This is a genomic window from Micromonospora desertarenae, assembly GCF_056150265.1.
In genome coordinates this window covers 532,599-546,074 of record NZ_JAXCFQ010000004.1, presented here as the reverse complement: position 1 = coordinate 546,074, position 13,476 = coordinate 532,599, and the positions used below count along the sequence as shown (strand labels likewise).

Here is a 13,476-nt window from a genome sequence, read left to right as displayed (position 1 = left end):
TGACCGCCACGACCGGGGCTACTCGCTCAGGTGCACCGGGACGCTGGTGACCACCACCGCCGGCAGCGGCCGCAGGGCGGAGCGCAGCCGCTGCTCGGTGCGGCTGTGCAGCGGCCGGTGCCAGCGGCTGCGGACCACCACCTCGGGCACGATCACGGTCAGCACCAGGTCGGCCCGGCCGGCGTGCAGCGCCTCCAGGTAGTGCGCGAGCGGCCCGATCACCGCCCGGTACGGCGAGACGATCGTCTCCAGCCGGACGTGGTCGCCCCAGATCCGCCACTGCTCGCGGAACCGGTCCGCCTCCGGCTCCTCGGGGGCGATGTGCACGGCCAGGGTGGGCTGGCCGAGCGAGGCCGCGTACGCCAGCGCCCGCAGCGAGGCCCGGTTCAGCCGGGCGACCGGCACCACCACCAGGTGCCGTACCTGCTGGGGCAGTTCCTCGCCCTCGGGCGGCGCCGGGCCGGCGGCCGGCGGCGGGGCCGGCACCACCGGGGGCGCGGGCGCCGGGCCGGCCGGTGGCGGGTGCAGCGCCAGCGACCGGTGCAGCAGCGCGTAGTGCCGGTGGATCGCCGTGCCGAGCAGCACCAGCAGCGGCACGGCGAGCACCACCACCCAGGCGCCCTCGGTGAACTTGGTGGCCGCGGCGGTGACCAGCACCAGCCCGGAGAGCACCGCGCCGACCGCGTTGACAGTCGCCCGCCGGAGCCAGCCCGGCCCGCGCCGGCGTCGCCAGTGGACCACCATCCCCGCCTGGGAGAGGGTGAACGCCAGGAACACCCCGACCGCGTAGAGCGGGATCAGCGACTCGGTGTGCCCGCGGAAGGCCACCAGCACGGCCGCCGCCGCGACGGCCAGCGCGACCAGTCCGTCGCTGAACGCCAGCCGGTCCCCCATGTGCAGGAACCGGCGGGGGGCGTGGTCCGCCCGGGCCATGAAGAACAGCAGCCGGGGAAAGCCGTTGAAGGCGGTGTTCGCGGCGAGCAGCAGGATCAGCGCGGTGGCCGCCTGGACCAGCCCGTACCAGGGGCCGGTCGGGAAGGTGACCCGGGCGAGCTGGGAGAGCAGGGTCGCCTCCGGGGTGGGCACCACGCCGGTCAGGTGGACCAGCCCGGTCAGGCCGGTGAAGAGCAGCACCAGCATGGCCACCATCCAGCCGAGCGTGATGCGGGCGTTGCGCCACTCGGGCGGCCGGAACACCGGGACCGCGTTCGACACCGCCTCGATGCCGGTCATCGACACCGCGCCCGAGGAGAACGCCCGCAGCACCAGCAGCAGCCCCAGTCCCTCGACCGCCGGCACCGGCGGCGGTGGGACCGGCGCGAACCCGCCCCCGGCCGCGCGGGCGTAGCCGACCGCGAGCAGGGCCAGCAGCGCGACCACGAAGGCGTACGTGGGCAGCACGAACAGGTTCCCGGCGGTACGCACGCCGCGCAGGTTGCCGGCGAGCAGCAGGGCGATGGTGAGCACCCCGAGCGGCACGGTCCACCCGGCCAGCCCGGGCAGCGCCGAGGTGACCGCGTGCACCCCGGCGGCCACCGACACCGCCACGGTGAGCACGTAGTCGACCATCAGGCCGGCGGCGGCGGCGAGCCCGGCCCGCGGCCCGAAGTTGTCCCCGGCCACCACGTAGGAGCCCGCGCCGTGCGGGTAGGCGACCACTGTCTGCCGGTACGACACGCCGACCGCCACCATGAGCACCGCCAGTGCGGCGGCCAGCGGCAGCGACAGCCCCAGCGCCCCGCTGCCGGCGAGCAGCAGCACGGCGAGCATCGCCTCCGGCCCGTATGCGACCGAGCTGAGCAGGTCGGAGGAGAGCACGGGCAGGGCGACCAGCTTGCGCATCCGCTCGTAGAGGACCGCGGAGCTGCTCAGTGGCGGCCCGAGCAGGGCGCGCCGGAGCCGGGTGACGGTACGGCCGAACCGGGAGCCGGGCAGGTTGGCCGGCTCGGTGGCGACCAGTTCGTCCGGCTCGCCGACCCGGAACATGGCGATCGGGGCGAGCCGCCCGAACCGGCTCGGCTCGGGCTGGCCACCGGCGCGGCGCAGGCTGGGGTCGACCGGGAGCGCGTCGGTGCCGGGTGCGCGATCCCGCCGGGCCGCCCGCCACTGGTCGCCGATCCGGCGCAGCGCCGCCAACTCCTCCGGCGCCAGCGGCGGGAACTCGGCCGAGGGCGTGACCAGGGTGCCCTCCGCGCCGTCGCGCTCGCCGGCTCCGGAGCCGTCCGCCCCGCCGCCCGCCCTCGTCCCGCCCACCCCTCGCACTGTCACGGAAAGCGCGGCCCACGGTGGCGGAATGCGGACTCTTCGCGGAAGACTGCGCCCGGCGCGGGTCGCGGCGACGGACGGTGCCGTCCGGGGTGGTGGGTCAGTCGGACAGCGGGGTGGCGTCGGCCGGGACGGTGGTGGGGACGGGCGGGGTGCGGCGGGCGCGGGCACCGCCCAGCACCACCACCGCGACGCCGACGAGCAGCAGCGCGAGCCCGGGCAGTGCGGTGGCCCGGGGCAGTTGCCCCAGCCAGGCCCAGCCGATCAGCGCCGCGCCCGGGGCCTCCAGCAGGATCAGCACGCTGATCGTGGTGGCCGAGACCCGGCGCAGCGCGTAGTTGAACATCGAGTGGCCGAGCAGTTGGGCGCCGGCCACCAGGGCCAGGATCGCCAGCCAGGTGCCGGTGTCGAAGCCGCCCAGCGGCAGCCCGCCGGCCAGGCAGAGCACCAGCAGGATCAGGGTGCAGACGCCGTAGCAGACGGTGGTGTACGTGGTGGTGCTGACCGTGGCCCGGGCCCGCTCGCCGAACGCGGTGTAGACCGCGGCGAACAGGCCGCCGGCCACCGCGAGCAGGTCACCGGCGAAGGCCCGGCCGGAGAGGGCGAAGTCCGCCCCGCTGGCCAGTACCGCCCCGCCGACCGCCACCCCGATCCCCACCCAGACCACCCGCGGCAGCCGCTTGCCCTGCCCGCGGGCGATCAGCCCCTGCCAGACCGGCTGGGTGGCGCCCAGCGCGGTCGCCGCGGCCACCGAGGTGAGCTGGGCGCTCGGCATCCAGGTGGCGAAGTGCGCGGCCAGGGCGACGCCGGAGAGCACGCAGGCCCAACCCGCCCGCCGCCCCGCCCCGGCGGTCAGCGACCGTAGTTCGGCCCGGCGGCGGGTCAGCGCGACCGGGCCGAGGACGGCGACCGAGAGCAGGTTGCGCCAGAACGCGACCGCCAGCGCGGGCGCGGCCGCGAACGCGATCAGCGGCGCGGACGACGACACGGCGACCACGGCGAGGGTGAGCGCCCCGGTGGTCAGCGGGTCGAGGGGCGGGCGGTGTTCGGACGGCACGGGGAGCAATCCTCACACGATCCGGGACACCACGGACCGTCATCACTCGGTTACGATCATGCGCGTCCGCCGGCGACCCCCTCGACCGCCCGGAGGCGTTCCCCCATGCCCACGTACCAGGCGGTGCTCTTCGACTTCTTCGGCACGCTCACCCGCTCGGTGCAGCGCGGCGCGGCCCACCGGTGCACCGCCGAGCTGCTCGGCTGCCCGGCCGACACGCTGGTCGAGGTGCTGGACCGCAGCTTCTACCAGCGGGCCAGCGGGCGGTTCGGCAGCGCCGAGGCCACCCTGCGCTGGGTCTGCGAGCAGGCCGGCGTACACCCGTCGGACGGTGCGGTGCGGGCCGCGGTGGCCTCCCGGCACCGGGCGGTACGCGCGGACACCCGGCTGCGCGACGACGCCGCGGCGGTGCTCGCCGCGCTGCGCGAGCGGGGACTGCGCACCGGCCTGATCAGCGACTGCACCCACGAACTGCCGGCGTTCCTGCCGCAACTGGCGATCGCCCCGCTGCTCGACGTGCGGGTCTTCTCGGTGCAGGTCGGCCGCTGCAAGCCGGACCCGGCGCTCTATCTGGCGGCGTGCCACCGGCTCGGGCTGACCCCGGCGGACTGCCTCTACGTCGGCGACGGCGACAGCCAGGAGCTGACCGGGGCGGAACGGGCCGGCATGACGGCGGTGCGGCTGGCCGCCCCGGATCTGGCCGGGCACCTGGTGTTCAACGCCGACACCTGGGACGGGCCGGTGCTGCGCTCGCTGAGCGAGGTGCTCGACCTGGTCGACCCGGCGGCGGTGCCGGCGTGACCGCGCCGGCGGTCGGCCGGGTCGGACCGCCGGGCCGGGCGGTCCGGCTGGGCCCGTTCGTCGGAGCGTCGGGCCGGGTCCGGTTCGTCGCGTCGTCGGCGTGGGGTGCGGTCAGCGGCGGCGGACCCGGTGCAGCCGGAACGGCTTGCGGGTGGCCCGGACCACCGTCGCCGGCCGGGGCTCCTCGGCCAGCGACCCGTCGGGCAGCCCGGCCCCGGCGACCGGCTCCCCGGCCGGGACCAGGCGGACCAGCGCGCAGCCCTCGGCGGCCCAGCGGGCGACCTGGTCGGCGGCGCTGCCCCGGCCGTTCAGCCGTTTGCCGGCGACCAGCGGGGCGGCGGTCTCCCAGGTCTCGCTGCCCGGCGCCACCCGTTCCACCCGCGCCGGCCAGGTGACGATCCGGCCGCCGTGGTCGCCGCGCAGCGTCACCCGCGCCTCGGTCGCCTCGGCCAGCCCGGGCGCGGACTGCTCGCCCGGCCCGGTCACCACGAAGAGCGCGCCCTCCAGTGTCACGCACCAGAGCGCCAGCGCTGGGCCACCGGGCACGGCGACCCACGCCACCGCGGCCTTCTTCATCGCCTCGTCGACCAGGGGCGTGCTGCTGCGCTCGGGCTCGTCGCTCACTCCGGCATCCTCCCGTAACCGGGCCGTCGGCGTCAGCCGACGAACGGCGGCACCATGATCTCGCCCCGGGCCACCGGCATCACCTGACCCGAGACGGTGGCGCCGACCGCCGCGCCGCCGGCGGCCGTCACCGTGCAGGCCAGCGCGGACGGCCGCTTGATCTCGACCCCCTGCACCACGTCGTACGACGAGCGGCCGTCGCCGGGCAGCAGGCCGCTGGCGACCAGCCAGACCCCGAGCCCGAGCGCGGCCGACCCGGTGGCCGGGTCCTCCGGCACGCCGAGCCCCGGAACGAAGACCCGGGCGTGCGCGGTTTGCGCGTCGGCGTCCCAGGAGAAGACGCTGACGTGCTCCACGCCGTACCGCTGTGCCGCCGCCGCGTTCACCCGCGCGCGGGCCACCGCGTCCGGTCGCACCGGCAGGTAGGGGAACTCCAGGCCGCAGCCGGCCACCCGGGGCGCCGGGCCGACGTGGTCGTCCGCGTTCAGGCCGGCCATCTCCAGCAGCGGCTCCGGGTCCAGCTCGGGGCCGAGGGTGGGGGTGCCGCCGGTGAGCGTGGCCCCGGTCGCGGTCACCTCGATCGGCAGCACGCCGGCGCCGCACTCCTGGGTGACCTGCCCCACACCGAACATGCCCCGGCGGCTGGCCGTCACCGCCGCGCCGACGCTCGGGTGCCCGGCGAACGGCAGTTCCTCCGCCGGGGTGAAGATCCGCGCCCGGTAGGTCGCGCCGACCTGGGTGGGCGGGAGCACGAACACCGTCTCGGACAGGTTGAACTCCAGCGCGAGCGCCTGCATCTGTTCGGTGGCCAGCCCTTCGGCGCCGAACACCACGGCCAGCGGGTTGCCGGCGAAGGGACGGTCGGTGAAGACGTCCACGATCTCGTAGGCCAAGGTCGACATGTTGATAAACACTAGGCGCTTAGGCTGGTGCCCGTGAGCACGCCGACCCGGGTCTACATCGCCCGCCTCGCCGGCGTCGCCGTCTTCGACCCCAACGGCGACCAGGTGGGCCGGGTCCGCGACGCGGTGGCCCGGTTGCGGCCCACCCAGCGCCCGCCGGAGGTGGTGGGCCTGGTCGCCGAGATGCCGATGCGCCGGCGGATCTTCCTCTCCATCAACCGGATCACGTCGATCGACGCGGACGCGGTGGTGCTCGGCACCGGCACGCTGAACCTGCGCCGCTTCGAGAAGCGCCCCAACGAGCTGCTGGTGCTCCAGGAACTGCTGGACCGGCGGGTGCAGATCGACCCGGGCGGTCAGCCCGGTGCGGTGGTCGACGTGGCGATGGAGTGCAGCCGCGGCGGCGAGTGGTCGCTGACCCGGGTGGCGGTCCGCGAGCAGACCGGCCGGCTGGGCCGCCGCGGCCACCTGCAGCAGGTCGAGTGGGAACGGGTCCGCGGGTTGAGCGGCATCGCCGACACCCGGGGCACCGCCAACCTGCTGTCGGTGCTGGAGGACATGCGCCCCGCCGACCTGGCCAACGCCCTGCAGGACCTGCCCGACGCGCGGCGCAACGAGGTGGCCGCCGCCCTGGACGACGAGCGGCTCGCCGACGTGCTCAGCGAGCTGCCCGAGCACGACCAGGTGGAGATCCTGGCCGCGCTGGACCGGGAACGGGCCGCCGACGTGCTGGAGGAGATGGACCCGGACGACGCCGCCGACCTGCTCAGCGAGCTGACCCCGCCGGAGCAGGACGTGCTGCTCGACCTGATGCAGCCGGACGAGGCCGACCCGGTCCGCCAGCTGCTGAAGTACACCCCCGGCACGGCGGGCAGTGTGATGACCTCGGAGCCGGTGATCCTGCCGCCGGACGCGACAGTGGCGGAGGCGCTGGCCCGGATCCGCGAACCGCAGCTCTCCCCGGCGGTCGCCGCGCAGGTGTTCGTGACCCGCGCGCCGATGACCACGCCGACCGGCCGCTACCTCGGCATGGTGCACTTCCAGCGGTTGCTCCGGGAACCGCCGGCCGACATGCTCGGCGGGGTGGTGGTCAACGACATCGACCCGCTGCGGCCGACCACCCCGCTGCCGGAGATCACCCGCCGGATGGCCACCTACGACCTGGTCGCCATGCCGGTGATCGACCGGAACAACCGGCTGGTCGGCGCGGTCACCGTCGACGACGTGCTGGACCACTCGCTGCCCCGGGACTGGCGCGACCGGGACGCCATGACCGGCCCGACCAACTCGGACGCGGTGCTGGACGGCGCGGATGGTTGAGCGACGGGCGGAGCGGCTGGACCAGCCGCGCGAGCCCCGGAGCCTGAAGCTGCCCCGGTTCGACCCGGAGGCCTTCGGCCGGTGGTCGGAGGGGATCGCCCGGGGTATGGGCACGGCGAACTTCATCGTCTACATGACGGTGGTGATCCTGCTGTGGTTCGGCTGGAACACGCTGGCCCCGGCGCACCTGCGCTTCGACCCGTACACCTTCACGTTCCTCACCCTGATGCTGTCGTTGCAGGCCAGCTACGCGGCGCCGCTGATCCTGCTGGCCCAGAACCGGCAGGCGGACCGGGACCGGTTGGCGCTGGAGGAGGACCGGCGCCGGGCCACCATGCAGAAGGCCGACACCGAGTACCTGGCCCGGGAGATCGCCGCGCTGCGGATCGCGATGGGTGAGGTGGCCACCCGGGACTTCCTCCGCTCGGAGCTGGCCCGGCTGGCCGAGGAGCTGGACGAGGCGGGGCAGCGCCGGCAGCGGCTGGAGCGCCGCCAGCAGGAGCGGGCCGCGCAGCGGGCGGCCGGCGCCGGCGACGCCCTGGAGGAGCCCCGCGACGAGCTGGACGGCGACTGGGCCCGGGACGGCCGGCCGGAGGGTGGGGGCTGAGCGCGGCGGCACCCTGCCCGGCGCGTCAGAACGCCGCGCGCCTCAAGGGGCCAGGCGAGCGGCGTTCGCCTCGATCGTCCCACTTCGTGCGGTACGCGTCCAGACCCCGGCGGCCCCGCCCGGGCGTCATCGATTCGCTCACACCGACCCCCGCTGGCGGCGGTGCGGGACGGCCCTCGACGTAGCATTGCGGGCATGTCAGCACCCGTCAGCACCGTCTCCGACGCGATCCAGGCCGCGCTGGCCACCGTCAACGACCCGGAGATCCGCCGGCCGATCACCGAGCTCGGCATGGTCCGCTCCGCCGCTGTCGGCGACGACGGTGTGGTGCGGGTCGAGCTGCTGCTCACCGTCGCCGGCTGCCCGCTGCGGGACAAGCTGCGCGCGGACATCACCGCTGCCGTCGGCGCGGTGCCCGGGGTGACCGGTGTCGAGATCGACTTCGGCGTGATGAGCCCGGAGCAGCGCCAGCAGCTCCAGGCGAAGCTGCGCGGCGGAGGCGCCACCGAGGAGCCGGTCATCCCGTTCGCCCAGCCCGGCTCCCGCACCCGGGTGTACGCGGTCGCCAGCGGCAAGGGCGGCGTCGGCAAGTCCAGCGTGACTGTCAACCTGGCCGCGGCGCTGGCCGCCCGCGGGCTCTCCGTCGGCGTGGTCGACGCGGACATCTACGGCCACTCGGTGCCCCGGATGCTCGGCGCCGACGGCCGGCCCACCCGGGTCGAAGACATGATCATGCCGCCGCAGGCGCACGGCGTGAAGGTCATCTCGATCGGCATGTTCACCGCCGGCAACGCCGCCGTGGTGTGGCGCGGCCCGATGCTGCACCGGGCGTTGCAGCAGTTCCTCGCCGACGTCTACTGGGGCGACCTGGACGTGCTCCTGCTCGACCTGCCCCCGGGCACCGGCGACGTGGCCATCTCGCTGGCCCAGCTGCTGCCCAACTCCGAGATCCTGGTGGTCACCACGCCGCAGGCGGCGGCCGCCGAGGTGGCCGAGCGGGCCGGCGCGATCGCCCTGCAGACCCACCAGCGGGTGGTCGGCGTCATCGAGAACATGTCCTGGCTGGAGCTGCCGGACGGGTCCCGGATGGAGGTCTTCGGCGCGGGCGGCGGCGCGACGGTCGCCGAGTCGCTGACGAAGACGATCGGCGCCCAGGTGCCCCTGCTCGGCCAGATCCCGCTGGACACCCGGGTCCGCGAGGCCGGCGACGAGGGCAACCCGATCGTGCTGGCCGAGCCGGAGTCGCCGGCCGCGGTGGCGCTCGGCCAGGTGGCCGACCGGCTCGCCGTCCGCCGCGAGTCGCTGCTCGGCAAGCCGCTGGGCCTCAAGCCCGCCGGCCGCTGACCCGCCCGGCTCCGGGCGCGCGCGGTTCTGCCGCGTCCCGACCGCCGCGCCGCCCCGCCCGTCCTGCCACCGGGCGGCCCTGAGGCCGCCCCACCCGGACGCCCCGTTGCCAGACACCGCGCGCGGCCCTCGGTGCCCCGCCACCCCGGCCGCCCCGCCGCCCAGACGACCGGCCGGGGTGGCCTCGGCACGCACGGTGCGGACGGCGCTGCGCGGGTCGCCCGGGCTCAGGTGGCGTCGTCGTAGCTGACCCGCGGCGCGGGTGCCGGGGCGCCGCCGGTGGCGGTGGCCGGCCGGCTGCCGCTCGACCGGAGGTCGGCGGCGTTGGCGACGTCCTTCAGCTCGTTGTGCACGCCGGTGACGTCCGCCCGCAGGTTGTCGTAGACGCCCTGCAGCGGCTTCCGGATCGCCTGCTCGTCCTCCTCGCTGAGCAGGTGCTTGCGGATGAACGCCTTGGGGTGCAGGTCCTCCAGCTGGATGTCGGTGCCCAGCTCCTTGCTCAGGTCGCTGGTGGCGTTGCGGGCCATGTTGCGCAGGTTGCGCACCATCCGCAGGCCGTCGTTGATCACCGCGGGCAGCCGGTCGCCGAAGATCAGCAGCGCCAGGAGCAGCAGCCCACCGATCTCCCACATGTTCAGGTTGTCGAGCACTGCGGGCCCCCCTCTCGGCGTCAGCGCCAAGACTACGCACGTCGGACCCCGGACCGGGAGGGGGTGACCGCCCGCTACTTCGCGTCTGCGGCGAGCGTCACCGACGCGTTCAGCCGGTCCGAGCCGCGGCGGTACTCCACGGTCACCACCGAGCCCGGGGCGAACTTGCGGACCAGGGCGATCAGATCGGTCGGTTCGGTCATCGGCCGCCCGTTCAGCTTCAGGATCACGTCGCCGGCCTTGAGGCCGGCGTCGGCCGCCGGCCCGGACGGCTCCACCGTCACCAGCCGGACACCGCTGCCGCTGGCCGCGCCGGGGCCGCCGACCTGGGCGCCGATCACGGTACGCCGGGCCTTGCCGGTGCCGATGATGTCCTGCGTGATCCGCTTGGCCTGGTTGATCGGGATGGCGAAGGCGAGGCCGATGTTGCCCGCCTCCTGCCCGTCGGCGACCAGCGACTTGATCGTCGAGTTCACCCCGATCACCCGGCCGGCGCCGTCCACCAGTGGCCCGCCCGAGTTGCCGTGGTTGACCGCGGCGTCGGTCTGGATGGCCGCGTAGTAGCGCACCGGGCCGCCCGGCTCCCCCGCCTGCATGGTCCGGTCGAGCGCGCTGACGATGCCCGCGGTGACCGTGTTGGCCAGCGAGAGCGGCGAGCCGATGGCCAGCACCGGGTCGCCCACCGCGAGCGCGTCGGAGTCGCCGAACTCCACCGGCCGCAGCCCGGTGCGGGCCACCTTGATCACCGCGATGTCGGACTCCGGGTCCTGCCCGACCAGGGTGGCCGCGGCCGAGGTGCCGTCGTTGAAGATCACCGAAGCCTTGCCGGTGCCGCCCGCGACCACGTGGTCGTTGGTGATCACGTGGCCGTCCGCGCTGGCGATGAAGCCGGAGCCCTCGCTCGTGCCGCCGACGCCGCTCACCCGCACGGTCACCACGCTGGGCAGCACCCGTTCGGCGACGCCGGCCAGCGACTCCGGCTTGCGCTGGGCCAGCCCGGGCGCCTGCGGGTCGGCGCCGAGCACGGTACCCCCGGCGGCGCCGCCGCGAACCGCGAAGGCGTAGCCGAGCGCGCCGCCGAGGCCGCCCGCGAGCAGCGCGGTGATCAGCGGGATGAGCAGCAGTTGGCGCAGCGACGGGCGGCCCGGGGCGTCCGGGTCGGTGACCGGTTCCGGCTCGGTGCCGGGGCCGGGCGCGGCCGGGAGCACCACCGCGGCCGGGGCGGCCGGGTCGCGCCACGGGTCGGCGAGCGCGTCGGACCACCAGGGCGAGGTGGTGCCGGTGCCGTGCGGTGCCGTCGGCGCAGGCGGCGGGTACGCCGGCGCCGGCGGTCCCGCCGGCGTCGGGCTCCCACCGGGCTGGCGCCAGTCCCAGCCGTCGGTCACGTCGGTCCTCCCAGTCCGTCCCCGGATCCCGCCCGCGACGACCCGGCGACAGGTCGGCCCGGTCGCGACCGGCGGGATACCGTCTCCAGGATTGCACGGATGCCCCGGGTGGAGTCAGCGGTTGCCACCCGTGATCGTCCGCGGCGGGACGCGCGGCTGCGTGGGTCGGGGCTCGCCTCTAGGCTCACAGTGCCAACCCGCCCCTCGCACCATTCGCGCCGCCCGGAGGTGTCCCATCGCCACGGTCGCCGGTTCCGGCAGTTCGACGACCCAGGCTCTGCAGTTCGCCGAGTCGTACGCCGCCGAGGATCTCGTGCTGCGCACCGCCCGCAGCCTCGCCCGCGAGGTCGGTCTCGACGCGGTGACCCCCGGCGCGGGCGCCGCGCTGCGGCTGCTCGCCGCCGCCGGCAACGCCCGGGCCGTGGTGGAGATCGGCACCGGCACCGGGGTCAGCGGGGTGTGGCTGCTGCGCGGCATGCGCGCCGACGGCGTCCTCACCACCATCGACGTCGAGGTGGAGCACCAGCGGATCGCCCGGCGGATCTTCACCGAGGCGGGCTTCCCGGCGGGCCGGACCCGGATCATCACCGGTCGGGCGCTGGACGTGCTGCCCCGGCTCGCCGACGGCGCGTACGACCTGGTCTTCGTCGACGCCGAGTCGACCGGCTTCGCCGCCTGCGTGGACGCCGCGCTGCGGCTGCTGCGCCCGGGCGGGGTGCTCGCGCTCAACGGCACGCTGGCCGGCGGCCGGATCGGCGACCCGGCCGCCCGCGACGTGGAGACGGTGACCATCCGCGAGACGATCAAGGCGATCCGGGAGTCGGAGCACTGGATCCCGGCGCTGCTGCCGCTCGGGCACGGGCTGCTCGCCGCCGTGAAGTGCTGACCGGGCAGGCACCCCGGTCCGCCGCACGCGGGCGCCGTCCGCCGGTCAGCCGAGCGTGGCCAGCCAGCGCAGCAGCGAGCGGACGCCCCAGCCGGTCGCGCCCCTGGTCAGCTCCGCGTCGTCGGCGTCCGCCCAGGACGGCGCGGACATGTCCACGTGCAGCCAGCGGTCGCGCAGGTCGCCGGTGAACTCGCGCAGGTAGAGCGCGGCCACCACCGAGCCGGCGCCCTGGGTCGGGGCGCTGTACAGGTCGGCCAGCTCGCTGCCCAGGTACTCGACGTAGTCGGTGGGCAGCGGCATCCGCCAGGCCGCCTCCCCGGCCTCGGCCACCGCGGCCAGTACGGCGGCGGCCAGCTCGTCGTTCTCGCTGTAGAGCGCGCCGGTGCGCTTGCCCAGCGCCACCGCGTTGGCGCCGGTCAGCGTGGCCAGGTCGACCAGCAGGTCCGGCCGCAGCTCCTGGACGGCGTAGGCGAGCGCGTCGGCGAGCACCAGCCGGCCCTCGGCGTCGGAGTTGGTGGTCTCGCTGGTGGTCCCGCCGTAGTGGCGGACGATGTCACCCGGGCGGAACGCCGAGCCGCTGACCATGTTCTCGGCCAGCGGGGCGAGCGCGGTGACCCGTACCGGCAGCCGCTGCGCCGCGGCGCCGACGGTGGCGGCCACCACCGCGGCCGCCCCGGCCATGTCCTTGCGCATCAGCTTCATCGCCGGCACCGGCTTGATCGAGATGCCACCGGTGTCGAAGGTGATGCCCTTGCCGACCAGCACCACGTGGGTGCGGGCGTCGGCCGGCCGCCAGTCCAGCTCGACCAGGCACGGGCCGTGCGCCGAGCCGCCGCCCACGGCGAGGATGCCGCCGAAGCCCTCGGCGGCCAGCTCGGCCGGCTCGCGGACCCGCAGGTGCAGGTCCGGCACCTCGGCGGCGCGGGCGGCCACCTGCTCGGCGAACCACTGCGGGTTCTTCACCGAGGACGGGGTGTTGGTCAGGTCGCGGGCCCACCGGGTCAGCCCGGCGGTGGTTTGGGCCGCCTCGACCGCGGCCCGGTGGGGCTCCGGGTCGGCCACCAGCAGGTCGACCCCGGCGAGCGCGGGCCGGTCGCCGGCGTCGGTCAGCCGGAACCGGTACGACGCCAGCAGCAGCCCTTCGGCGAGCCCCCGGACGGCGGCCGGAGACACGTCGGCCGGCAGCGCGATCGTGACGTGCGTCTCATCGGCGACGGCGCGGACCAGCGCGGCGCCGGCGCGCCGCCAGCTCGCCTCGTCGCCGTCCCCGGTGCCGAGCAGGACCAGCAGGGCGGGGGTCCGCCCCGGGCGGTACCGGGGGTGGAGTTCACCGGCCCGGCCGGTGAGCCGGGCGGCCGGGGCCAGCGCGCTGGCCTCCTCGACGACGCCGTCGGGCAGCGCCGTCGCGGTCGGCGCGGGCACGGCCGGAGCGTCGCCGCCCGTCCCCTCCCCAGCCGGACGAAGGGTCAGGACGAGGGTGTCGAGCCGGTCAGGCTCGACGACCAGACGGATGGCGAGCACGCGGGACCGTACCTCCAGGAAAGGGATCGCGGAGCGGGGATGACCCACGGCGCTCCGCGCCGGTGAAGCCCTGAGCCACCGGCAGGGCCGGTGGCTCAGGGTACGACGAACCGT

General features: G+C 75.7%; 12 protein-coding genes. 5 read left to right on the top strand and 7 right to left on the bottom strand.

Annotated features, from left to right (window positions below; all coding sequences use genetic code 11):
* Nucleotides 1-18 precede the first annotated feature (18 nt).
* Entirely contained in the window at nt 19-2,253 is a 2,235-nt protein-coding gene (locus SM577_RS11375) for an APC family permease (protein WP_474586848.1), read from the bottom strand.
* Nucleotides 2,254-2,365: 112 nt separating this feature from the next.
* Nucleotides 2,366-3,322, bottom strand: coding sequence for a DMT family transporter (locus tag SM577_RS11370; protein WP_474586847.1), 957 nt, complete (start codon nt 3,320-3,322; stop codon nt 2,366-2,368).
* Nucleotides 3,323-3,427: 105 nt separating this feature from the next.
* Here SM577_RS11370 and SM577_RS11365 point away from each other — a divergent pair, with 105 nt between their 5' ends.
* A complete protein-coding gene (locus SM577_RS11365; protein ID WP_302918400.1) occupies nt 3,428-4,123 on the top strand; it encodes an HAD family hydrolase in 696 nt (231 codons plus the stop codon).
* Between the two features lie 111 nt (nt 4,124-4,234).
* Here the strand turns inward: SM577_RS11365 and SM577_RS11360 are convergent, their stop codons facing one another.
* Nucleotides 4,235-4,747, bottom strand: coding sequence for a hypothetical protein (locus SM577_RS11360; protein ID WP_302918401.1), 513 nt, complete (start codon nt 4,745-4,747; stop codon nt 4,235-4,237).
* A gap of 32 nt (nt 4,748-4,779) precedes the next feature.
* Complete coding sequence (locus SM577_RS11355; protein ID WP_302918402.1) at nt 4,780-5,649, bottom strand: PhzF family phenazine biosynthesis protein; 870 nt, start codon at nt 5,647-5,649, stop codon at nt 4,780-4,782.
* Nucleotides 5,650-5,682: 33 nt separating this feature from the next.
* Between SM577_RS11355 and SM577_RS11350 the strand changes: the two genes are divergently transcribed.
* From SM577_RS11350 to SM577_RS11340, 3 genes are all read left to right on the top strand, one after another.
* Nucleotides 5,683-6,969 carry a magnesium transporter MgtE N-terminal domain-containing protein gene (locus tag SM577_RS11350; RefSeq protein ID WP_302918403.1) on the top strand — a complete coding sequence of 429 codons (1,287 nt, stop codon included), beginning with the start codon at nt 5,683-5,685 and terminating at the stop codon, nt 6,967-6,969.
* Nucleotides 6,962-7,576 carry a DUF1003 domain-containing protein gene (locus SM577_RS11345; protein ID WP_302918404.1) on the top strand — a complete coding sequence of 205 codons (615 nt, stop codon included), beginning with the start codon at nt 6,962-6,964 and terminating at the stop codon, nt 7,574-7,576. The genes SM577_RS11350 and SM577_RS11345 overlap by 8 nt, the downstream gene beginning before the upstream one ends.
* A 195-nt stretch (nt 7,577-7,771) precedes the next feature.
* Nucleotides 7,772-8,920 (top strand): Mrp/NBP35 family ATP-binding protein, encoded by a 1,149-nt coding sequence (locus SM577_RS11340; RefSeq protein WP_474586846.1) that lies wholly within the window; start codon nt 7,772-7,774, stop codon nt 8,918-8,920.
* Nucleotides 8,921-9,147: 227 nt separating this feature from the next.
* Here the strand turns inward: SM577_RS11340 and SM577_RS11335 are convergent, their stop codons facing one another.
* On the bottom strand, nt 9,148-9,570 hold the full coding sequence (locus SM577_RS11335) for a twin-arginine translocase TatA/TatE family subunit (protein WP_302918406.1): 423 nt from the start codon (nt 9,568-9,570) through the stop codon (nt 9,148-9,150).
* 74 nt (nt 9,571-9,644) lie between these two features.
* Nucleotides 9,645-10,955, bottom strand: a complete 1,311-nt coding sequence (locus tag SM577_RS11330) for a S1C family serine protease (protein ID WP_302918407.1) — start codon at nt 10,953-10,955, stop codon at nt 9,645-9,647.
* 313 nt (nt 10,956-11,268) lie between these two features.
* Here SM577_RS11330 and SM577_RS11325 point away from each other — a divergent pair, with 313 nt between their 5' ends.
* The gene (locus SM577_RS11325; RefSeq protein ID WP_088997234.1) at nt 11,269-11,841 is read left to right on the top strand and encodes an O-methyltransferase; all 573 of its coding nucleotides are present in this window, start codon (nt 11,269-11,271) and stop codon (nt 11,839-11,841) included.
* Nucleotides 11,842-11,886: 45 nt separating this feature from the next.
* On the opposite strand, the gene SM577_RS11320 is transcribed toward SM577_RS11325, so the two are convergent.
* Nucleotides 11,887-13,362, bottom strand: a complete 1,476-nt coding sequence (locus SM577_RS11320; protein WP_474582644.1) for a leucyl aminopeptidase family protein — start codon at nt 13,360-13,362, stop codon at nt 11,887-11,889.
* Nucleotides 13,363-13,476 lie beyond the last annotated feature (114 nt).